General features: G+C 34.3%; 23 protein-coding genes. 4 read left to right on the top strand and 19 right to left on the bottom strand.

Annotated features, from left to right (window positions below):
* Positions 1–163: 163 nt before the first annotated feature.
* From galT to DN393_RS01360, 4 genes are all read right to left on the bottom strand, one after another.
* The gene (gene galT / locus DN393_RS01375; RefSeq protein WP_064474210.1) at positions 164–1,654 is read right to left on the bottom strand and encodes a UDP-glucose--hexose-1-phosphate uridylyltransferase; all 1,491 of its coding nucleotides are present in this window, start codon (positions 1,652–1,654) and stop codon (positions 164–166) included.
* Positions 1,655–1,866: 212 nt separating this feature from the next.
* Complete coding sequence (locus DN393_RS01370) at positions 1,867–2,817, bottom strand: serine protease (RefSeq protein WP_064474211.1); 951 nt, start codon at positions 2,815–2,817, stop codon at positions 1,867–1,869.
* 259 nt (positions 2,818–3,076) lie between these two features.
* Positions 3,077–3,364, bottom strand: coding sequence for an AbrB/MazE/SpoVT family DNA-binding domain-containing protein (locus DN393_RS01365; protein WP_064474212.1), 288 nt, complete (start codon positions 3,362–3,364; stop codon positions 3,077–3,079).
* A 115-nt stretch (positions 3,365–3,479) separates the two neighbouring features.
* Positions 3,480–5,360, bottom strand: a complete 1,881-nt coding sequence (locus tag DN393_RS01360) for an FtsX-like permease family protein (RefSeq protein ID WP_088048530.1) — start codon at positions 5,358–5,360, stop codon at positions 3,480–3,482.
* Positions 5,361–5,630: 270 nt separating this feature from the next.
* Here DN393_RS01360 and nadE point away from each other — a divergent pair, with 270 nt between their 5' ends.
* The gene (gene nadE / locus DN393_RS01355) at positions 5,631–6,449 is read left to right on the top strand and encodes an ammonia-dependent NAD(+) synthetase (RefSeq protein ID WP_088048529.1); all 819 of its coding nucleotides are present in this window, start codon (positions 5,631–5,633) and stop codon (positions 6,447–6,449) included.
* 44 nt (positions 6,450–6,493) lie between these two features.
* Here the strand turns inward: nadE and DN393_RS01350 are convergent, their stop codons facing one another.
* The 4 genes from DN393_RS01350 to DN393_RS01335 form a co-directional block, all read right to left on the bottom strand.
* Positions 6,494–6,955 carry an NUDIX hydrolase gene (locus tag DN393_RS01350; protein WP_088048528.1) on the bottom strand — a complete coding sequence of 154 codons (462 nt, stop codon included), beginning with the start codon at positions 6,953–6,955 and terminating at the stop codon, positions 6,494–6,496.
* 30 nt (positions 6,956–6,985) lie between these two features.
* Positions 6,986–7,183 carry a DUF4083 domain-containing protein gene (locus tag DN393_RS01345; RefSeq protein WP_088048527.1) on the bottom strand — a complete coding sequence of 66 codons (198 nt, stop codon included), beginning with the start codon at positions 7,181–7,183 and terminating at the stop codon, positions 6,986–6,988.
* 99 nt (positions 7,184–7,282) lie between these two features.
* Positions 7,283–8,443 carry a transglutaminase domain-containing protein gene (locus tag DN393_RS01340; RefSeq protein WP_088048526.1) on the bottom strand — a complete coding sequence of 387 codons (1,161 nt, stop codon included), beginning with the start codon at positions 8,441–8,443 and terminating at the stop codon, positions 7,283–7,285.
* An 89-nt stretch (positions 8,444–8,532) separates the two neighbouring features.
* Entirely contained in the window at positions 8,533–9,303 is a 771-nt protein-coding gene (locus tag DN393_RS01335) for a YwqG family protein (RefSeq protein ID WP_149173267.1), read from the bottom strand.
* A gap of 224 nt (positions 9,304–9,527) precedes the next feature.
* On the opposite strand from DN393_RS01335, the gene DN393_RS01330 reads away from it, so the two are divergent.
* The gene (locus DN393_RS01330; RefSeq protein ID WP_000540425.1) at positions 9,528–9,674 is read left to right on the top strand and encodes a YjcZ family sporulation protein; all 147 of its coding nucleotides are present in this window, start codon (positions 9,528–9,530) and stop codon (positions 9,672–9,674) included.
* Positions 9,675–9,761: 87 nt separating this feature from the next.
* Positions 9,762–10,727 (top strand): patatin-like phospholipase family protein, encoded by a 966-nt coding sequence (locus DN393_RS01325; RefSeq protein WP_064474219.1) that lies wholly within the window; start codon positions 9,762–9,764, stop codon positions 10,725–10,727.
* 111 nt (positions 10,728–10,838) lie between these two features.
* On the opposite strand, the gene DN393_RS01320 is transcribed toward DN393_RS01325, so the two are convergent.
* Positions 10,839–11,006 (bottom strand): DUF3933 family protein, encoded by a 168-nt coding sequence (locus tag DN393_RS01320; RefSeq protein WP_000816376.1) that lies wholly within the window; start codon positions 11,004–11,006, stop codon positions 10,839–10,841.
* 12 nt (positions 11,007–11,018) lie between these two features.
* On the bottom strand, positions 11,019–12,461 hold the full coding sequence (pdxR, locus tag DN393_RS01315) for a MocR-like pyridoxine biosynthesis transcription factor PdxR (RefSeq protein ID WP_064474220.1): 1,443 nt from the start codon (positions 12,459–12,461) through the stop codon (positions 11,019–11,021).
* Between the two features lie 118 nt (positions 12,462–12,579).
* Between pdxR and DN393_RS01310 the strand changes: the two genes are divergently transcribed.
* Positions 12,580–13,194, top strand: a complete 615-nt coding sequence (locus DN393_RS01310; protein WP_064474221.1) for a LysE/ArgO family amino acid transporter — start codon at positions 12,580–12,582, stop codon at positions 13,192–13,194.
* 53 nt (positions 13,195–13,247) lie between these two features.
* Here the strand turns inward: DN393_RS01310 and DN393_RS01305 are convergent, their stop codons facing one another.
* The 9 genes from DN393_RS01305 to DN393_RS01265 form a co-directional block, all read right to left on the bottom strand.
* Complete coding sequence (locus DN393_RS01305) at positions 13,248–14,477, bottom strand: bacillibactin exporter BcbE (protein ID WP_064474222.1); 1,230 nt, start codon at positions 14,475–14,477, stop codon at positions 13,248–13,250.
* A 236-nt stretch (positions 14,478–14,713) separates the two neighbouring features.
* Positions 14,714–14,920 (bottom strand): alpha/beta-type small acid-soluble spore protein, encoded by a 207-nt coding sequence (locus DN393_RS01300; RefSeq protein ID WP_000113545.1) that lies wholly within the window; start codon positions 14,918–14,920, stop codon positions 14,714–14,716.
* Between the two features lie 124 nt (positions 14,921–15,044).
* Positions 15,045–15,887, bottom strand: coding sequence for a sugar phosphate isomerase/epimerase family protein (locus DN393_RS01295; protein ID WP_064474223.1), 843 nt, complete (start codon positions 15,885–15,887; stop codon positions 15,045–15,047).
* Between the two features lie 37 nt (positions 15,888–15,924).
* A complete protein-coding gene (asbE, locus tag DN393_RS01290; protein WP_064474224.1) occupies positions 15,925–16,908 on the bottom strand; it encodes a petrobactin biosynthesis protein AsbE in 984 nt (327 codons plus the stop codon).
* Between the two features lie 44 nt (positions 16,909–16,952).
* Positions 16,953–17,207 carry a petrobactin biosynthesis protein AsbD gene (gene asbD / locus DN393_RS01285; protein ID WP_064474225.1) on the bottom strand — a complete coding sequence of 85 codons (255 nt, stop codon included), beginning with the start codon at positions 17,205–17,207 and terminating at the stop codon, positions 16,953–16,955.
* On the bottom strand, positions 17,204–18,442 hold the full coding sequence (asbC, locus tag DN393_RS01280; protein WP_064474226.1) for a 3,4-dihydroxybenzoic acid-AMP ligase AsbC: 1,239 nt from the start codon (positions 18,440–18,442) through the stop codon (positions 17,204–17,206). The genes asbD and asbC overlap by 4 nt, the downstream gene beginning before the upstream one ends.
* Complete coding sequence (locus DN393_RS01275) at positions 18,429–20,267, bottom strand: IucA/IucC family protein (RefSeq protein ID WP_149173266.1); 1,839 nt, start codon at positions 20,265–20,267, stop codon at positions 18,429–18,431. The genes asbC and DN393_RS01275 overlap by 14 nt, the downstream gene beginning before the upstream one ends.
* Before the next feature lie 59 nt (positions 20,268–20,326).
* Positions 20,327–22,135 carry an IucA/IucC family protein gene (locus tag DN393_RS01270; protein ID WP_064474228.1) on the bottom strand — a complete coding sequence of 603 codons (1,809 nt, stop codon included), beginning with the start codon at positions 22,133–22,135 and terminating at the stop codon, positions 20,327–20,329.
* Between the two features lie 298 nt (positions 22,136–22,433).
* Complete coding sequence (locus DN393_RS01265) at positions 22,434–22,955, bottom strand: GNAT family N-acetyltransferase (RefSeq protein WP_000402429.1); 522 nt, start codon at positions 22,953–22,955, stop codon at positions 22,434–22,436.
* Positions 22,956–23,031: the final 76 nt, after the last annotated feature.

Raw genomic sequence — 23,031 nt, 5'->3', positions numbered from 1 at the left:
TCCTTTGGACACTTTAATTATTTGATTACATTTTATACACATCATTAATATAGGGCCGCCTATCTGTTTCAATTCCTGTAGTTGCTTATGCTCACACTCCTCCATATTATTACCTCCCTTATCATATAATTAGGTCATTTTGTAATCACCATCACTACTAAGTTCATTCCTTATTTAACTTCTGAATAAAACGTTTAAATGCCGATATCCCTTCGTCATCTCGTTTAAAAACACCAGCATCTTCAAGCGCCTGTATAAATTTCCGTCCCACTTCTTTTCTTATAATCTCCTGTACATTTTGTTCATGTATCCGATTTTCATATTTGATTTTTAATTGTTCTGCCCATCGTATATGAGGCGTTGGAATATCACTTGGAATGTTAAGTAAGAATTTTTCCACTTCCTGAAGTTCTGTTTTTAATCGCGCCGGAAGTACAGCTAACCCCATTACTTCAATCAGTCCGATATTTTCCTTTTTAATATGTTGTATTTCCGCATGAGGGTGGAAAATACCTAGCGGATGTTCTTCACTTATACGATTGTTTCGCAAAACAAGGTCCAATTCGTACATATTATTCCGGTAGCGGGCAATCGGCGTAATCGTATTATGTGGAACATCATTCGTAAATGCAAATGTATGAACAGAAGGATCACTATATCCCTTCCACCTCTCTAATATGTACTCCCCTGCATTTACTATTTGTTCTATGTCGTTACTTCTTAAGCGAATAACTGACATAGGCCATTTAATAATAGAACATTGCATTTCTGGAAAGTTAGTGAGTTCAAAAATTAAGTCGATTGATGCATTTGCCATAGCAAATTCATAGTTTCCACCTTGATAGTGGTCATGTGTTAGAATAGATCCTCCTACAATTGGCAAATCTGCATTGGAACCAAGGAAATAATGTGGGAATTTTTCTACAAATTTTAACAAACGTAAAAATGTTTGACGGTCAATTTTCATATCACGGTGTTCTGAAGACAATACAATACAGTGTTCATTGAAATATATATACGGAGAATACTGTAGAAACCAGCTTTCATCTGTAAGATTCATACGAATCATACGATGATTCGAGCGTGCTGGATGTCCAATTCTGCCTCTATATCCTTCATTCTCAATACAGAGTAAACATTTTGGATAATTTGTACTTTCCAATACTCTCTCTCTAGCAATTTGTTTCGGGTCTTTTTCCGGTTTTGATAAATTAATCGTTATATCAATGGGTCCATATTCCGTATTTACTTTATAATTTATATTTTTGGAAATTTGCTTCATCTGGATATAGTTGCTGTTTTTACTTAACTCATAGAAGTAATTTGTCGCAGCCTTCGGATTTTGTTCGTATTTTTCATAAAATAGCGAATTGATAACGGACGGTTTGGACATAAATACATCCATAATTGCACTTGCTAAAATCTCCTTCTCGTCCATTACTGCCTCAATGACTTTATGCATACAAGCATATTCAATTAACTCTTCCAATAACTCCGAAATTGCTTTCTTTGCGGGCGCTGACGCTTCCACTACAAAGTCATCTAAACGAAGTAAGGAAAGGATTTGATTTCTTGTATATATTTCATCTTCTTTTTCAATCAATTGAACTTCAATAGCACGATCAATTAACTGCTGGATAGCTTGATATATCATCCGTATATACCTCCTCTAACCTTATAGCGGTTTTCGTTGTTACGATGCAAGTTCTTATGTACCTTTTATAATTTTATGAACAGACGTATGGGATAACCACCATTCTAATATACGTTGCATGAAAAAGAATTAAATACTAGATTCCCTTGTATATGCGACAGAACCATACGAAAAAACATCTCATATTCATATGAGATGTTTTTTCGTATTTGCTATTCTTTTAATAAATCTATTAATCCATTCCCTTCAGATGTACGTTCATACCCTAAAGGTATAGTTCTTTTAATAAGTTGTGCATATATTTCTGGCTCTGATAATTTTCTACCATATTCTCTCTCACACTGCTTAATAAGCAATGCGAGCGCTCCAGCGACATGCGGTGTCGCCATAGAAGTTCCACTTAATACCGCATATTTCCCTTCAGGATACGTAGATAAAATTTCATCGCCTGGCGCCACTAAGTCAATTTCTTGATTCGAATTACTAAAACATGTGATTTTCCGTTCTAAATTAACAGCGCCGACTTCAATTACTTCTGAGTACGCACCTGGGAAGTCCAGTTCCTCCGTGTTATCATTACAATCTCCATTATTCCCAGCAGCACATACGACGAGAACATCTTGCCTTACCGCATTTTGAATTGCTTCATGTAATTCTGGAACGTCTTGCGGGCCACCAAGTGACATTGAAATGACTCTAACTCTTTCTTTATTAGGTCCTCTCCAATTTACAGCATAATGAATCGCCTCAATAATTTGCTCATAACTTCCAGAACCATCTCCCGCTAAAACCTTTAACACTAACATTTTAGCAAGTGGTGCGACTCCTAAAACACCGACCCCATTTTCAGTCGCTGCAATTGTCCCCGCTACATGAGTACCGTGTCCGTTATTATCAAGATAAATATTTGGATCCCCTTCGTAATCTTTCGTGAAATTTCTTCCACCGATAATACGATCCTTTAAATCTATATGATTCACATCACAACCTGTATCTAATACGGCAACAACAATATCTTTTCCTTTCGCACTCTTCTCCCATACTTGTGGAGCATGAATGAGTTGTACACCTGGTGGAATTTCATTTACTTGTTCAACCACCTTATCTACTGTAAAAGGAATCAATTGTATACCTTTTTGTTTATTCGCTGTACTACTATTCATCGTAATCCCTCCTGAAAATATATTATTTTCATTTCAGACCACTTTTGAAAAGGTTTAAATGTAACATTCGTTTTATTCGTTTCGTTTTCCTTCCTTAAAAATATTTCTCAATATAGCTTACTAATTTTATACTACTCTTTTATTTATCTCGTAATTTTTAGACACGAAAAATTACGAGATAAATAAAAGAACCAATTTAATGGTCCTTTTATAGTTTTTAAAGAATGATATGAAATTTTAAAAATAAATTAAATTAAGACTAAACCTCACTCTTATTTAAAAACTTCTCTATTTCTTTTATTAAATGTTTCGCTCCATCTATACTAACAGTAATGTTTCCATTTGCTAATGATATGTTTTGATTTGAAACATCACCTGTTATTTGACAAGCATTGTAAGGTTGATATTTTTGTAAAATGACTTTATCTTCTTCTACGAAAATTTCAAGTGGTGATTTGATTTGTATTCCCAATACATCACGTAATTCTTTAGGAATAACAATTCGTCCTAATTCGTCTACTTTTCGAATAACTCCTGTTGCTTTCATATTAATTCCCCCTTACTTTCTATTAGTTTTTCCACCTCGCTCTTTCCATTTTATCACTTTTTGGTAATACTTGTCTCTTTTTAGAAAATTTTGTACTCAAGTTAAAAAAACACATTTAACGAATGCGTAATCTCTCTTTCAATTGTTTTAAATAACGGGATCTTATCAGTAAAAAGTAACCAATTTGAATTCCTACGAAAATACTTAATACAATCGCATTTTCTTTAAATAGTGAATACTCAAACATCTGTCCCAGAGCAGTTAACGCTACTGCTCCATGTAATGTTGCAACACCTATTGGAACGAAGAATAAAAGTGCCAATCGAATTGTAACTACTTTCGATAATTCTCCACTCGTTAAGCCTACTTTTCGAATCATTTCAAACAAACGAGTATCATCCTCCAAATCAGAAAACAAACGGAAGTAAAGGAAGCTTCCTGCACATACGAAAAATACTATACCGATAAAGAAACCTACAAATAGAATTGGTCCTGCGATTTGTAAACTTTGGTTTTGTTCATACTCTTCTGCACTAAACGTTGCATGTTCTTCATAAGTCTTCATTTGATGAGTAAGTTCTTTACCAACCTCTATTTCATCTTTCATTCCTTCTGTTTTGTACACATAATCTTTTTCCTCTTTAAATCCATCTTGTAATGCGTCATATTGATTTTTAGAGATTACATAAACGTTACCTCTTAGTATTTTACTTAATGAAGAAGTATTAACTTTTTTCACTTTTAAAGATTCATTCAAATGTGGTAAAGTAATTTCTTTTCTTTCTTTCATCGGTGGTCCTGGTATATCGACTGATAAAAATAAAGCTTCTTTATTTGCAACAGTTTGAAATGGTTCTCCTGTTAACTTTGCATACTCCTTATAATCTAATTCTTTTATGAAAATGACGCTTCTTAGCGACTGCTCCTCTGTCCTTTTCGTTGAAATAGTAGCTTTAACAGCTGCTATACTATGCTTCTTTAATCCTTCGTCAATCAGCTTCAAATGTTGTGATTCATTACTATTTCCTTGCTTAGAATGATACTGAAACGCAATTGGTCTCTCCATAATTCCTTTCGTCATTGATGCGAAACCAACTAATGTACCTATTGCTGAAAATGCTACAGTTGAAATAATAGTTACAATAAAGAACATTCTGGCGTTGTCTCTCATACGGTAAGCTAAATCTGATAACGTAACAATATTTGTCTGTGTCCAATAGAAACGTTTACTTTTTTTACATAGTCTAATAATAAAGACACTCAACTGCTTGTACAGCAAATACGTACCAATAATGACTACCGTTGTAACAGGAATCATCATGACAAATACCATTGCGCCGTGTGACAGAAGCGCTCCTGCATATCCCGCACTAAGCAATATGACTGCTAATATAGAAGAAATAATGGAAGCTTTCGGTTCCGGCTTCGCTTCTGCTGATCCTCTAAACAATTTCATAATTTTATTTTTCCGAATCATTCCTGCACTAAACAATGAAATGATCATAAATAATACGAAAAACATAATACTCGTTACAACAATGGCTTTCATTGGTATGTAATAAGCTAAGGAAATATCTAACTTTAATATCATCGGAGCTACAAATATTAATATTCCGGAAAACAGCATTCCAGCAAGTATCCCAAAAATAATGGCCCCTATTCCAATCATAATATTTTCAAAGAAGATAAGACGCTTTAATTGATATTTCGTCATACCTAACATCATTAAAATTCCTAATTCACGCTTTCTCGTTTTTAAAAACATTCCCATCGAATATAAAATAAAGAAAAACGTAAATAGGTAAATAATGGACTGTGCAAAAGACATACTTACGAATACATACTGCCCCAATTCTCCAGCGCTTAATGCCGGATGAAACGCAAAAAATGAGTACACAAAAAAGGCCATAATTGCAAATGCACTACTTAAAAAATATGCTGAGTATGTTCGTCTATTTCGTGTTACATTCCGGTATGCGAGTTCTCTAATGTTCATATTACTTCTCCGCCCTTCTGCTAACTATGTTCTTATATTAGTAAAATGCGGAAATAGCTTCCATCGATTCAAATGACAAAAACCTTACATTATTGAAAGGTTTCAAAAAAATTGCTTAAATGAAGCAGTTTCATTATAATGACTACATTCATATTCATACACGCATCCTATTGTATATTCGTTAGTTTTGCGAAATAATAAAGGATAGAAGTATGTGCCAATATACATATAAACTTATTTACCGCTTTAATACGAATAGGAGGAAACATAATGACATTACAAGAACAGATTATGAAAGCATTACATGTTCAGCCTGTAATTGATCCGAAAACAGAAATCCGTAAACGTGTTGATTTCTTAAAAGATTATGTGAAAAAAACGGGTGCGAAAGGATTTGTACTTGGAATTAGTGGCGGACAAGACTCTACATTAGCTGGACGTTTAGCTCAGCTTGCAGTGGAGGAAATTCGTAATGAAGGTGGTAACGCAACGTTTATCGCAGTGCGCCTTCCTTATAAAGTGCAAAAAGACGAAGATGATGCGCAATTAGCATTACAATTTATTCAAGCTGATCAATCTGTTGCATTTGATATTGCGTCAACAGTTGATACTTTCTCAAATCAATACGAAAACGTACTAGGTGAATCATTAACAGATTTCAATAAAGGTAACGTGAAAGCACGTATCCGTATGGTTACGCAGTACGCAATCGGTGGTCAACAAGGGCTACTTGTGATTGGAACTGATCACGCGGCAGAAGCTGTTACAGGATTCTTTACAAAATTCGGAGATGGTGGTGCAGACCTATTACCATTAACGGGATTAACGAAACGCCAAGGACGCGCTCTATTACAAGAATTAGATGCAGACGAGCGACTTTACTTAAAAATGCCAACAGCTGATTTATTAGATGAAAAACCAGGTCAAGCTGATGAAACAGAGTTAGGCATTACATATGATCAACTAGATGATTATTTAGAAGGTAAAGCAGTTCCAGCTGACGTTGCAGAAAAAATTGAAAAACGTTACACAGTGAGCGAACATAAAAGACAAGTACCAGCGTCTATGTTTGATGATTGGTGGAAATAAATTATATAAAAAAAGAAGCTAACCTCATTAGCTTCTTTTTTATGTTAACGATACACCCCTACTCTTTTCTCTAGTAAGTCCTGTAAACAATCCTCATGTTGTTGATTAAACAATGGTGGCATTTGGTTTAGCGGGAAAAACTTCAATTCCAACGTTTCATCACCGTCTACTTTTTGCTCTCCTCCGGCAATTGAGCATGAAAAGAATATTAAAATTGACTGGGCATTATCTCCATTTGGATATGCTTGAAAATATTTTGTATACACCCCGATAAGCTCATTTATTTTCACATCATAACCTGTTTCTTCTTTTATTTCTCGAATCGCGGTTTCTGCGGCAGATTCTCCAATTTCCATTGCACCGCCAGGAAATCCCCAAGCGTTAAAATCACCTCTTTTTTGCAGTAATACTTCTCCATGTTCATTCAACACACAACCACCCGCAAAGTTTATGAGAACACAGTCGTGACCTACTTTTTCACGTAATTCTTTTATATAATTAGCCATCCTCTTCCCCTTTTCATACATCTTCTATCATTATTTCTTATCTTTTTCAAGCAATTCAATCATTCGATCTAGCTTCTTATTCATATTAATTACATGTTGTTTTTTTGCAGCGCTGTTTTGCAATAATCTTCTATGGAACAAAGTAAATGATAGGAAAAACAAAACGATAAGTCCGATTACTAAACAAGTATATATCAATGTAAAAATATTACTTTCGAACAAATCCATTCAAATCCCACATCCTTCCTTTTTATATTTTATCACACAATTCTGTTTTTTAAAGTGATACATAATAAAAAGAGCACCTTTCCAAGATGCTCTTCTTAATTAATAAGTAAATGTAATTGTCGCTAATGAATAATCTGCCATTGCACTATATGGTGCTACTTCATAAGATACACGTTTTGCACCTTTTGGCCAATTTATTTCATTTAACACTTTCTTTATATCTTGCATCGTTCCATCCATAGATTGCTTATATCGTACTTCTACCTTTTCTGGTTTAGAAGCGAATTGTTGCTGTAATTTTTTCTTAAATTCACTATAATTATCTGCTCCGTATTGTGCAGACAAATATTTTAAATTTGTTTCTTTTAACATTTGTTCATACGTAGCAGTTTTTGAACTATCCGCTTTTATTTTGTTTGTTAATTCATTAAAGTAACTTGTAGTTGCCGCCGGGTATTTACTACGATCCCATTCATGATCTTTACTTAATTGCTCGTCAGACATATTAAAATATGAATATGTTACGCGCCCAGCTTTATCCGGTACTGGATCATCGAATGTCGTATCAAGGTGGTACCATTTGTTTTCAATGTTCACTATATTCCATGCGTGAGCTTGTCCATTTCCTGTACCTGTTACAATATGATTTTGGATACCCGCTTCTTGTAGCAATTCATATGTTAATAACGTATATCCTTGGCAAACGGCAGAACGATTCGCTAATGCTTCATATGCTGTATACGCTTTATAAGACGTATCATAAGATACATGTTTCACAACATAATCGTGAATAGCTTTTACTTTCTCATGCTCATCCATTCCTGGTTTTACAATTGAACCGATAATTGCTTTTGCCTGAGATTTCACATATTGTGTTTGCTCTTTTGATTCACGGTATTTCACTTGCAGTGTAAACGTATAGTTTCCTGGTAACCCTTTAATAGAATATTTAGTAGACGCTACATTATATTTTACATACTCATCTGCGTCTACAACTTTATTAAACTCGCCATACAATTGGTCCATAACATTTCTAGCATTTCTATCTTTTGATTTATATGTGATTGTAATATTTTCTTCTCGATTATCAACCTGTTGTTTTAATTCTTTTCTAACATCATTTAACAACTTTGCATCTGATTGTGATGTCGCTACAGTTGAATTCGTAGCTGCATAAGATACAGATGACGCCTGTAAGCCTCCCATTACTATTGTTGAACAAAGCAGGGTAGCTGTCACATACTTACTTGTCTTTCCCATCTCGTCACTCCTTACATTCTATAACTATACGAAAAAAGTATCGTATAGTTTCAGAGTATACAATACTTTTTCGTATAGGTCATATGAGATTATGCATATTTAACATTGTAAAAAGGTTGTAATACGCAACATGCATTTTCAAAACGTTGATTTTTCAAGTCTTCATTTCCAATACAGAAATAAAGCATCCCTAAATCTCCCCACATCATATTACAATTTTTAGTATCTGAGTCAATTTGGAATAAAAGTGTCATTTGCTGCGGGTCGATCCCCATATATTCTCCTGTCTCATATAATACTTCCTCTTGTACAGAGAATGGCTCACCAAACATTTGATGGTTATCGTAGTTATCTGGAATTAACTCTTCAAGCAATTGTAAGAAACGATCTGAATCAGCCTCATCTTCAATGAAAAGCTCTGGCAATTTATATGTCAGTTCAAAAGTAGTTGCACACTGGTTATAATTTGTTTGCAATTCATCGGCCCTTCGTAATTGCTCTACAGGAACATCATAATAAAGTACACGTCCCGCTTCAGTTGGATTCACATCTTCTTCAAAGTAATTTTCAACGCTGAAAAAGTATAATATTCCTGTCTTAGGTAGATTGTACTCCATACCAACATTTTGTAAATCATTTAAATTAAATTGAGCGATAAACTGTAACGGGTTTCCTTTGTACATTGGGTATTCAAATGCAGATGGTAAATCAGGAACTCCTCCCATTTTCGAACTACCTACCGCAACTGTTTCCTCCTGCTTTGGCACAACTTTCACACTAGGAAATACAGTATTAATAAGTTCTTCTTTTAAATGTGTCAGCCCATATTTATCAATTAATACTTCAATTTGTTTATTCATAAATTCTCCTTATATTTACATACTTATTTGTATCATCGCACAAAAATTATACTCCATTCTTTGTAAAAACAACAAGCCTCCAAAAAAACGGGCTCTTCCTTCATACGCGAACAAGTTAAAAAAAGCATAGTATACATTGTTCCTACAAACACGATAGTTCATTATTTCTTCCAGTACATTTTCCCCTCGTTCATTTTTATTTTTAATTTAAGGAGGAATTCCACATGGGTTACGGATATAGTTGCGGCGGTTACGGTTACGGCGGTAGTTGTGGTGGATGTGGTTATGGAGGTTTCGCTTTATTAATCGTTTTATTTATCCTTCTAATCATCATCGGAGCTAGCTGTTGGGGCGGCTTTGTAGGCTGCTAGTAAATTTAAAAACTATTGTAAAAAAGCACGTACAATACGTGCTTTTTTTCCATTTTCAAATCTTTTATTCGAAAGGAAGTATGATTGATGAAGATTGATGGTGTTTTTGAAGGAGGCGGTGTACGCGGGATTGCACATGTAGGGGCAATTTGCGCGTTAGCTGAAAAAGGCTATGAATGGGAGCGTGTAGCTGGAACATCAGCTGGTTCCATTATCGCTGCGCTCCTAGCAGCAGGATATTCTTGTTCAGAGTTAAAAACGATTATAACTGATATCGATTATAATACATTTACGAAGAGAACCTTTATTGACAGAATCCCCTTTATCGGAAAAGGATTAAGCGCATGGACTACTCTTGGTATTTACTCTAATATATTTATAGAAGAATGGATTGAAGAATTACTTCGTAAAAAAGGAGTTCACTTATTTACAGATTTACCTGATTTAAATAAACTTAAAATTATCGCTTCTGATATAAGTAATGGTAAAATGGTTATCTTTCCTGATGACTTACCAAACTACGGATTTTTAAATTATCGCTTCTCTATTGCTAAAGCTGTAAGAATGAGTAGTACAATCCCTTTCTTCTTTGAACCGGTAAAATGGAGAACCCCAAAATGGAAGCAACCTTGTTATATGGTTGATGGAGGGATTTTAAGCAATTACCCAATTTGGATTTTCGACTCACCTTCCTCTCCTCGCTGGCCAACATTTGGATTTCATTTCGTAAAAGATGAGATTCAAGCTGATCCTGCCCATTATAACGAGCCTATCTCCATGTTCAAAGGACTTTTTAAAACAATGATGCAAGCCCATGATTTACGTCATTTAGATAAGGAATCAAAAGCAAGAACAATTACAATTCCAACAGGATCCATTACAAGTACAAACTTTGAGTTAACAAAGGAAGAAAAAGAGTGGCTTTACAATTCTGGTTATAACGCCGCAAATAAGTTTTTACAATCTTGGAACTTCAGACAATATATTGATGACTATAGAAACGGAAATCAGGACCGAAAAACAAATCGGTATTTCCGTCAACTTGACTCATAATACTATTATTTTTCATACGAGAACACGTAACGCTTTCAAAAAAAATAAGCCTAGTAATATCATAGATTACGAGGCTTATTTACTTCCTGCTGCATCATTATTATTCGTTGCTTAAGGATACGTTAACCCTTCAGCTTCTTCCGCAGTAATAACTGTGTATCGATTTCCCGTTCGTAATCCTAACAATTCTGCTTTTTCAATTGCATCCTGCTTCGACTCCGCATAAGCAGCTAAATATTTTTCTCCATTGATAATTTGGCAAATTACGTATTGTTTCATTATTTTCTCCTCTTACTTTTTCATTAGTTGTGCAAGTTTTTTGATACCTATTTCAATTTCTTCTAACGTTGCGTATGAATAGGATAGACGCAAAAATTGGTTTGCACTTCTATCATACAAAGTACCTGGATTTAATAAAATCTTTTCTTTCAAAGCTTTGTCGAATAAGCTACGGTTCGAAACGGGTACATTCATATGTAACCAAATATAAAAACCACCTGTCGGTTCATACCATGTTGCTATATCACGACAATATTTCTCTAACATTTGCAACATAAAATCTCTACGTTTTTTCAACTTAGTTCTTACAAACTGTAAATGTTCATCATACAATCCATCTGCAAACCATTCCGCTGCAATTTGCTGGGATATAGAACTTGAACCATAATCTGTTTGCATTTTTATGTCTGCCAATCTTTGAATGACTGGCTCAGATCCAACAATCCATCCAATTCTTAACCCTGGACTAATAACTTTAGACATACTCCCAATATGTAGTACAATTCCGTTTTTATCATATGCTTTTAAAGGCTTTGAAACAGGCTCATCAAACCATAAGTCTTGGTACACCGCGTCTTCTATAATAGGCAAACCAATTTCGTTACATATTTCCATCACTTCTATTCGTTTCTTCGCATTCATACTAAAGTTCGTCGGATTATGAAAAGACGGGATTGTATATAAAATAGATGCATTAAATTGCTTCTTATATTTCGTAATATATGATGCATGTAAACCGTTCTCATCCATTGGTATACCAATTAAACGCATTCCTGCTGATTGAAAAACATTAAGAGAATATAAATAAGATGGTTTTTCTAATAAGATGGATGCCCCTTTTGGAAGAAGCCCCATAGAAATAAGTTGCAACGCTTGAATCGCTCCTGAAACAATTAATATAGAATCAGGAGTTACATCTATACCATGTCCTTTTAAATAGTCCGCAATCTTTTCCCTTAAAGAGAGACTTCCTTTCGGCTCTTCATAGCCAAGTGTCACCTTTGATGCTAAAAGCTTATTCATAATCTCTTTCATCTTTTTTTCAGGTAAAAGACTTGGCGCGAGCTCCCCGGTTCCTAAACGAATTACATGCGGATAAAATTCAGCTTGATTAATCTCTTGAATAGCAGGCAGATTCGGATAATGAAGTCCTGTTTCTACATAAGACTGCCAATTAGGTGGGGGCGCGTACGTTGAAGCATTCTCATTATTATTTACAACAATTGTTCCTTTCCTGCCATTTCCTTCAATGTATCCCTTTGCCACTAGTTCATCGAAAGCCATTACAATTGTACTCCGGTTCACACCGAATGTATGTGCCAAATCTCTTTGTGAAGGTAATTTCGTTCCAACAGTCCATTCTCCATTAACGATTCTTTCTTTTATATACGTTTCTATTTGTTTATACAGAGGAGTCGCTAGAGACATATTCGGTTTCCAAACGAATCTTTCCATCATATCACCTTATATTCTTTATGGTTGGTAACCTCTCCAACCATATGGATGGATACAAATTTTCATTTCTTCTATACAATATACACTATCATACTGAATTAAAATAGGAGGTAATATGATGAGTGAAGCAATTATTCATGGTATCATTCTTGCATTTGGTCTTATCATTCCATTAGGTGTCCAAAATATTTTCGTCTTTAACCAAGGTGCGAGCCAACCAAACATTTGGAGGGCAGCCCCTGTAGTATTAACTGCCTCTATATGTGATACGTTACTCATATTGATTGCAGTGCAGGGTGTCTCCCTTATACTCCTTACTTTTTCTTGGCTAACTAACACGTTATATATAATTGGATTTTTCTTTCTCCTATATATGGGCTTTGTTATTTGGAGAAGTAACCCTTCCAACGATAAAAAAAAAGAAAACAGTATGCCATTAAAAAAGCAAATCCTTTTTGCTGCATCGGTTTCGTTATTAAATCCACATGCAATTTTAGATACAATCGGTGTAATCGGAACAAATTCTATTCAATACATAGGAAGTGAAAAATGGGCTTTCACACTTGCAACTATTATCGTTTCTTGGATTTGGTTTATAAGCTTAGCCTTAGCGGGGAAATTTCTAAAAAGAATAGACTCAACTGGAAAGACAATCGTATTATTAAATAAGTTTTCGGGTCTCATCATTTGGGGCGTCGCGCTTTATATGTTAAAACAAGTTATGTATTCTTAATGAACGAAAGAGAATTGCATGTTCCTTAAAACACCATGCAATTCTCTTACAGATTATGAAGTAGGTTCCGTTTTCTGTTTTACCGTCTTTGCATCTTTTGCTGGTTTAATCCAAATCATTGCTATAACAGCACCAATACCAGCGAAAATACTAGTTACATAAAACACTTCATGGTCAGCACCCTTCATGAAAAAAGAATATAGAGGTGGTCCAGCTGCTACACCGATAAATCGCATTGAACTATAAAAAGATGTAACCGTTCCCCTTTGCTCCTTTTCAATTCCTTGTGTAATTAGGGAGTCTAAACATGGGAGTGCCATACCAATTCCTATCCCCATGATAACGAGACAAAGAAGTAGTAAATAAATTCCTTTTATAAATAAAGGAATGATGACTGATGCAGCTGCCATTAAAAAACCAATATAAATACACTTCTTCATAACATTTTGATTATCTCCAATTTTTTTACCGGCCATATATGAACTAAGTGACAGTACAAGTAGCGGGATAGCAAGTACACACCCTTTCCATATACCATGAATGTCATACTTTGATTCCAGTATAGTCGACAAATAAAAGAGAATTCCGAATAAAATAAGCATAATAATTGCACCTAATACAAAAATGGCAATCAACCATCTTCCCTTTTCTCGAAACGTAGAGATAATCGATTTTATAAACTCTTTAAGTGGTGGTACTTCTCCTTCTTGTTTCTTTGCCTTTACTAGAACAAGTAATAAAACAATTGATACTACGCATAAAACTGGAATCGCCCAAAATGGTAAGAACCATACAACGGCGGCAAGAGCAGATCCTAAAATAGGGCTCAGCACTTTTCCAAATGTATTGGATGTTTCAATGATTCCTAAACCTGTACTAACTTGTTTTTCATCTTTGTATAAATCACCAACACACGGTATAACAACTGGCATTGCACCAGCAGCACCAATACCTTGAATCGCTCTACCAATCAATATCCAAGTGTAGGGATTATCAACTTTCCATGATACCCAACCAGTTATCGCTCCTCCTATAGCCGCAATCAGCAAACTCGGAACCATTATCATCTTTCGTCCCCATCGATCTGATAAATAACCAGCAATCGGTATAAGTAAAATGGCTACAATAGAGTAAATTGTAATAATCATGGATACTTGAAACGATGAAATATGTAATTCCTTTTCGATAGTCGGTAGGATTGGAATGAGCATTGAATTCCCTAATGTCATAACAAGTGGAACTGATGCAAGCGCAATTAAACAACAGTTTTCTTTTTTTAACATGTTGGCTTCGGAACCCTTTCATCGTATATTTCTGACCATATAATAGCCCTGCTGGAACGTAATTTTTCATTCCACCAGGGCTATTACATCTTTACTACTTCCCATTTACAACAAAAGAAATTGGGGAAAATATAGTATTATTCCTATTCTTTGAATTCAGTTCGCAATATATTCATACCAATTAATTGAAAAAAAAGAAAGGAAGAATCCTTCCTTTCTCCTATAACCTTCTACAATTAGCGAGTATATCCGCCACCAAGTTGTTGTTCTGCCATCGCTACTAGACGTTTTGTAATTTCACCGCCTACAGAACCGTTTGCACGTGAAGAAGTGTCAGCTCCAAGTTGTACACCAAATTCTTGTGCAATTTCATATTTCATTTGATCTAAAGCTGCTTGTGCTCCATGTGATGCTAATTGATTAGAATTACGATTTCTAGCCATTACCAATCACCTCCTTATTTATATAAATTGTGTTAAATTTTAATTTAAATACATGGTAATTTTTGGTTATTTATATTTTTTAAAAAAGAGTCTCTACAATGAGAGACTCTTACATCATTTTATATTAAGAAGTTACTACTTCTAAATTTCTATTTGTTAATACTTTCATTTCTTCTTTTAATATATCTTTCGCATGATGTCCAAACCATTCGAGTGAAGCAAAATGGTCAGTATCTCTCACTTCCTGAATAATCTCATCATAATTTACCACACCTTCAAATAATGGAACCATACCAATTCGACTTCCCGCTGCTGCATATACATTATGTGGTTCAAACACATGCAAATAATCTGCTGACGATATATTCTTAAAATGGTAATGTTGTATCCACGGCTTTAGTCGATGGAAGCTGTCTATTGGATCTGCACCAGACTCCCATATATGAAGAAAATCAAGGTTTATTTTCAAATTCGGATGATCTACTTCTCCTAATAATTCCAAAGTAGAAGGCAGCGTATCCGTTAACGTATTTGGATGTGTTTCTAAAAGTACATACATATTATGCTGAGCAAATACTTCACAAATGATGCGAATACGATTCACATACTCTTTTCTCTCCTGTTCCGAGAAATCTTCGCTACCTTTTTGTCCAGCAAACGTACGAATTTTGTTCGTTTTAAACCAATTAGCTAATATTGCAAGTTGTTCACATTTCTCTATCGTTTTTTCAAAATCTGCCGATAGTGATATGTCTAAGTAATCACTTATCATCGTAATTCCCAAGTTTTTATCCTTTAAACAATTCAATTCTCGTTCTGTCGTTTCATACTCTTGCATATACAAATTTTGTGCATGAGTCCCCCACAATTCAATTCCTTCAAAACCGTTTTCATATGCAAATTGAACAATATCAGTAAATGAAATTAATTGATGACGAAAGGAAATAGTACATAATGAATATTTCATAGGTTTGAACTCCCTTATCTTAAATTCAGTTAGGTTTTTAAAATGCTAAGACAGACTGGTTTGTTTTCATTTCTTTCCATGATAAAAACTGTCTCTCTAATTCAGCCTTAATTTGCAGTTCAATTGCATTCATTTCATCCAACTTTTCAACAATTGATAATAACATACCTTTATTATTCGTCATTGCCATTTTAATTGCTCGATACTGTACATTTGTAAATCCTTGTACAATATCCTCTACCCGATCACACCAATAATCAAACTCTTGCTCCGAATATTGCAACGTTTCACGGAAGTATGCAAAGGCATGTTCATAACTATATTTACGAATCGCAAGTACTGGTATTTGTTTGACTGCCGCTACAAGACCAGAAAGCGAATACCCATCTTCTTCATTTGCCATTTTTATAATTAAATTTTTCAGCTCCATAGTCAGTTCATTGTCATTTCTTTTGAAAGTTTCTATGAAATAACTCGCTACCATTTCTTCTGTTGGCTCCTGAATTTCTTCTACATCAATGAAATACCCTCCACCAAATGGGTTATCTTGAACAGAGTAAAGCACTTTTTCTCTTTCCATATTCCCTTCCCAACGAAAATCAGGGTCTAGCATGAACCATTCTTCTTCTTTCTCTGTCTTCGATATCATTAAATAATGCGGAAACGGTTTTTGATGGAATTTATTTTCCCTCTCTGGCAATAGAGACATATCAACCATTACAATGACATAGCGATTTTCTGGCTTGTTTTCTACTAATTGTAAAAACGTCTCTACATTGCTATCTTTATCTTTTGCATGATCATACCATTCGTTCACTTTCATACCATACAATTTTTCATACCATAGTAAGTAATTATCATGGTTAATGTTTTCAGAGTGATACGAAATAATTCCGCCTTCTGTTATATCAAAATCGCCGTCCCATAATCCAAAATAAAATGGACGGAAATCTATATCGCTACGCCTTTTTATAATTTCACAAAAACAACTCACTAAACAGTGAACTTTAATTGAAGTCATATTCTCATCCACTTTCCTAAAGGTTAATTATTCACATTTACTTCTTATACCAGCTGTAGCTCCTCCATAAAATCAAGTAAAGATCCTACAGTAAGAAATGCCTTTGGATCTACCTCATCCTCTGGAACGCATAGCTTTACATCCATTTCTATGTAAACTATGAGTTGTAACATCATTACCGAATCTATATATAAATCTTGGTTTAAACGCATCGTTTCTTCTAAATGCGTTACATTTTTTAGTTCCATTTTTTCTTTCATAATTTTCAATACTTCATTTTTTAATGTTTCACGTCTCATGTTGTAACCTCTCCCATCTCTAGTAACTTTCTACTTACTTTTCCAGTTTTATTTTTCGGAATTTCAGTTACACTTTCAATCTCATGTGGAACTTTATAAGCTGGTAAATGCTGTATACACCATTCTCTTATTCGAACCGGATCAATATGAGAGATTACTTTCGCTTTAACTATTTCGCCCATCACAGGATGTTTCCCTCGATATACAATTGCCTCTTTAACACCTTCTAGTCGAAGCATCGTTTCTTCTACCTCTATAGGAAAGACTTTTAATCCTGAAACGTTAATCACATCATCCATGCGCCCCATAAAATGAAGGCCGCGCTCAGATTTATACCCCAAATCTTTCGTGAAAATTTCCTTATCGTTCATTTTCACTACGATTTCTTCAGGCATATTTTCATCTGAACCTATGCTTATACTCGCATGAGGTAGTGGATTTCCTAAATCTAAATGGCTTTTCATATCATGACATATACTAATACAACCTGCTTCAGAACAACCGTATTGCTGCATCATATATGTTGTCGTTTCTTTTAGTTTATAAAACAATGCTTCTGGCAAAGGCGCTCCGGATGTCATAATTTTATGAAACTGAAACGTTCCTTGCGGGAAACTCCCCATAATATGTAACATAAGTGGTACTGCATATATGATATGTTTTTCTGTATTGCGAACTATATTTAAGGCGAATTTAGGGTTTTTATTTGTAATGATGATAGGTTTGCTTCCCCGCGTAATTGCAGATAACGTACCACATATTAGTCCGTATGAATGTGAAACAGGAGCCATAACAATCGGCACTTCATCTACTTCACAGTTTAAAGCTTCATTATAAGCCGTAATTTCTGTATCCACTTCCGCCCATGCTCTACGAATCAGTTTTGGTTCTCCGGTAGTTCCAGAACTATATTGCAATAAAGAAGGCTCTTCGAGTAAAGCGTTCACTACTTCTAATTTCGTAAAATCGCCATATTCTCCATATAATATCCCGATACAATTTGCACGCTTTGCCATTTCAATAGCCGTTTCTTTTGGCGTATCTTCATGTATAAGCAATACTGATAATTTCTTTTCTTTTAAGAAAAAAACAAGCGTAATAATATCGAATGGATCTTTCAGACAAAGCGCAAATCTATTTCCTTCTGCTTCTTTAAATTGTTCCATTTCCTCATAAACTTGTAATCTCAAATCAAAATCACTTTTGCTATACTCTTGTTTATTAACGATTAGCATAATTTCCCCCTGTAACAACTGATTTTTGTTTCATAAGTTGTCTTGCTCTATACAATGGATTTGGAACTTCATGAACAAGCGATTCCACATCCATATATAATCGACGCTTCGTTAATTGCTCAGCATAGAATGTAGGAGTGTATAGCTGAATACTTTCAAATCTATCTTTCAAGTGTGGATATTTTCTAAAATGATTTTCAATTTCTTCGACAACTATTATCCAAAAACTTTCTTCTTTCCAATCATATTCGTCTGCAAGTACGAAAGCTAATTCTCCTACATTAAATAAGAACAGTGCATCTAATACCATCTCTTGTAAACATTCAATACGATCCATTTCAAAGAAATCATTCATTTTTCCATCCGCATACGTTTTATGCATTTTAGTAAAGTCTGGACATTTATTCATTTCTTTTAAGAATGGACGATAAAACTCAAGTCCTTCATGGAAATCCTTTAATGCAATACGGACAGGTAGCCCTTCTTTATGAACTAAAATCATATTTTGTCCGTGTGATTCTAATGCGATTCCATGCTCTACAACAAGATGTATAACTGGTATGATCGCTTTTTGAATCAGTAATCGTAGCCAATTTTCTATCCCATATTTGTTTAACCATGCATCAATAACTGGTGTCCCGTCTTTCTCTTTTGCATATAAGCCGTTAAAGGGAACCGCATCCTCTTTCTCATTTAAATATTTATGAACGCTTTCACGCCAAATGCATCCTAATGAACCATATGTGGCTTTCTTATTCGTATCATACGTTACACTCGAAAATTCCTTTAGAAAAATAATGCGCGATTTATCCCTTAAATAAGAATCCTGACTTACGACATCGCTTAACCAATTCGATATAGCTGGTGCACTCACAACTGAATATGGTTTCAGCGTACGGAGTGTTGAAGTGTTAAGTATGTTCAGCGATAACTTCACATATGGTCTCTTTGGATTCGTAACATTTCTTAACGTCCTCATCGATTGTTGCGCGCAATAATCATCCTCTGATTTTCCTAAATAAATAATATTTTTATCCTGTAAATGATCAGCGTAATTGGGAATGATGAAATTCTCCCACTGCCAAGGATGAACAGGTATAAACACGTACTGCTTTGAATCGCATCCCGCACTGTGAATTTGTTCCATATACGCTTCTAATGTATGCTCGCCTATCTCACCTTTTAAAATATTGTCATAAATCACTTCATTTTCATTACCTACAGCCGCATATTTCTTATGCGCTGCAATCCATATAATTTTTATTGATCTCATAAATTCATATCCATATTGAAAATTGTCACGATATTGAAATCCAATGCGCGCTTTATAGCTAGGATGATATGGATGACCGTCTATTAAATGGCTTTCAAAGTCATCGTACGATTTTTGAGTATATTTCACCTTATTATGTCTTTCATATTGTGCAATTGTATCTTTAAATATCGTTTGTTCTAATTCATGAATAAAAGAATCTAATTTCGTTTTTTCCACGTTAACAATCCGAAAAACTTCTTCCAAAAATTGCGAAACTGATTGTATTTCTTGTTTTTCTTCTTGAACTCTTATTACTAATGAATCTATAGAGATACGTCCAAATGTCATTCGTTCTCTTCCGTAACATTCGTACGTGACACTTTTGTTGTCCTCATCAAGTCCTTGTATAAGAAAAAGAATTTGTTCTTCGTTTTCTATGCGAATTGGCGTAATAATTCCCTCATAAATTAACGACTCTACTAATTGACGTAACACTCTTCTTCGTACTGAAATGTAATCTTCTGATTCAAGCGCTTTCAATATTCTCGTATGATACATGTCCACTCTCATAACTCCCCCGCCTTACGAAAAAATACCATTATTTGTATTACGTGAAATTTTAACGTTATTTATGAACGTACAGCCACTTCTCTAACAAGCGGATTCTGTACCTGTACGTAAATTGCTTGTTCTAAAGGATTACTTAACTCATCGACATCGAAAAATCTCGTTAATAAATTTGCTTTACATGCCAACTTATGCTCTTCTAACAATTCTCTTAAAAAGGTAGAAGGTTCACGGTTATACGGAAGGAACGATTCAAGTACAGACCTTAATTCAGAGAGAAGAATTTCCTCCTTAATTAATCCTGCTGTGCCAAAACCGTTAATGAGACCAAACATATGATTGAAAATTAAGTAGTAACGAAATCTCTCATCTACAATATAATCGTCATATAAATTTCCAGTATGCTCTCCAATGCCAGCCAACTCATTATTAAGCATCTCTTTCATTGAATTACAGAAATAAAACCCTTGATTATCACGGAAATAATATTTGACCGGATAACCATTCTTTAGCTGAACAACGCTATTTTGCTGATGCGCTTCTAATGCAACACCATAACGTAAGTACATCCATACCATCGGCTTTAAAGAAATATTCATATATCGTCTAAACCAATCTAAACTTACTTCTTCACAGCTTCTACCTTCTAAATCTGCTAGTCGATGAATAATATTCGATAAACGAGTACGTTCCCCAGGTATAGCATCTTGCACTAATCCAGCAATTAAAGTAGCGTCATTTGCATGTTCACCATAAAAAGGATTCTCTCGTATAATTACTTCAAATCCAGATTCTTTTGCCCCGTAATTTAATGTAATAAATGCTGGATCACAAATAAAATCAAAACCTGGAAATTTCTCTAACACTTCACCAATTGCTGTATTTAGCATTTCCTTTCCTTCAAGACCACTCTCTAGTTCCTTCAATTTATTAATACGCATTGAATTTGTTACTTTTACTGGAAATGAAAACTTAAGCATATATTTTGATTGGGGATGATATAACGTCCTAAGTGATGATGTTGCCATATAATACTTACCGACAGGACCGATATATTCAAGTACTCCTTGATCTATCCAATCCTGTACGTATGATTGGTGTAATAGCCATTCTGCCTGAAGCGGATGAATTGGAAGTAATGAATATTCATCTTCATTACAATACTTCGATATAAATTCTTTACTAACCATCTCATCATTACGTAACTCTTCTTTTAGAATTATTGTTGTAGAATCTAACAATAATGATTTTTCATTTACTATACTTTTATGTGCCCTAAAATAATGAAGCTGACATTCTCCTTTTAATTCTGGAGAATACATGGCACTTTTCCATTCCAAAATACCTTGTCTACTCTTTGGAGTTGGATGCGTTAAATGTCCAAATAATAAAGATTGCTCCGCTTCTATAAAGGATGTATGGAAACCGTATAATGCAGATGTATCTTCTATTCTCTCCCTTGTAAATTCTTCAATATTTTGACAACTACGGATAACTCGAAGCATAAGTTCAGCAGGATTCGTCCCTTCTCCGTAGTTGATAGACATCTCTTTTATTAAGAACGTAATAACTGTAACATAATCTGCTTTTATAACATTCTTATTTTCTCCCATTTGATAATAAAATTGTTCTCCAAACAAATGGCGATCTGTTGCTGATTTATATATAACTTCTCCATACAAAGTAATGTGTTGTGCCGATAGCCGACAATATAAATATGTGGGGACTATATCTCTATTCAACGTATTACTGAAGATACTTTTCATTTTTTCATCCTCTGTAATCCATTCTCCACTCCCTGTTTCTCTTAAATAACAGTTTAAAAAACTTTGTAATGTTGCATGTTCTGCGATTTGTTTCGCATGCTGCATATTGGTCCTCCTCTTTATATTAAAGCTATCGAAATTTTATATAATAAACAACAATTGAATATCGTTATCAATTATGATTCTAATTGATAACGATATTCAATTCAATAGTATATTTCAGAATTTTTTTATCTAATTTAATTTTTCTTGTTTTCTCTCTTTTCTTTAATCTAGTTAAAAATTCACGAAAAAAATACTCAATTTCAAACTACATACTTACTATTTTTCATTAGTAATCCATCCAAAATAGTTAAACAAAAGAGATATACCTTAATTGGCATACCTCTTTCAAAGAATAAGTTTACATAATAATATTATTTATATCTCTCCAACAATAGGCTGTCTCTTCTACCTGTACTCGCTCTAAAAATTTTGTATCAATTTTTTCTGGATTAAATTTTTCATAAAAATTTTTAGAAGGATTATTCGTAACAACCCATACTAAAAGTGATTGCATATCATTATTTATACATTCTGATAATAGAGATTGAAATAACTTTTGTCCTATTTTCATTCCTTGATACTCTTGTAAAAGGTAGATCGCATATAATTCCCCATCACAATTATATGCACCACTTCTTTCCACTCCCCCGTCAATGAATCCGATTATTGTTTCATCTGACGTCTCTGCTACAAATCTATATTGGTATGTATCTTCTTGTTGAAAAATGTTTTCCCATTGTTTTTCTCGTTGCTCATATGTTATATTTTCTAAAAATTCGTCAGCAAATATCCCTTTATACGTTGTTTTCCAGCTATCAACATGCACCTTTGCTATACCTCGTATATCATCTTTTATCGCTCTTCTAATATGTATTTCCATCATTTCTCCCCCCTTGTTATTCATCATTATATCAATTTTTTTCCTTAAAAATCCAAATAAAAAAGAGCGAATGCAC

It is taken from the genome of Bacillus sp. BPN334, from assembly GCF_008368885.1.
GTDB classification, from domain to species: domain Bacteria; phylum Bacillota; class Bacilli; order Bacillales; family Bacillaceae_G; genus Bacillus_A; species Bacillus_A wiedmannii.
The sequence above is the reverse complement of the archived record's forward strand: the minus strand, read 5'-3'. Positions and strand labels throughout refer to the sequence as shown.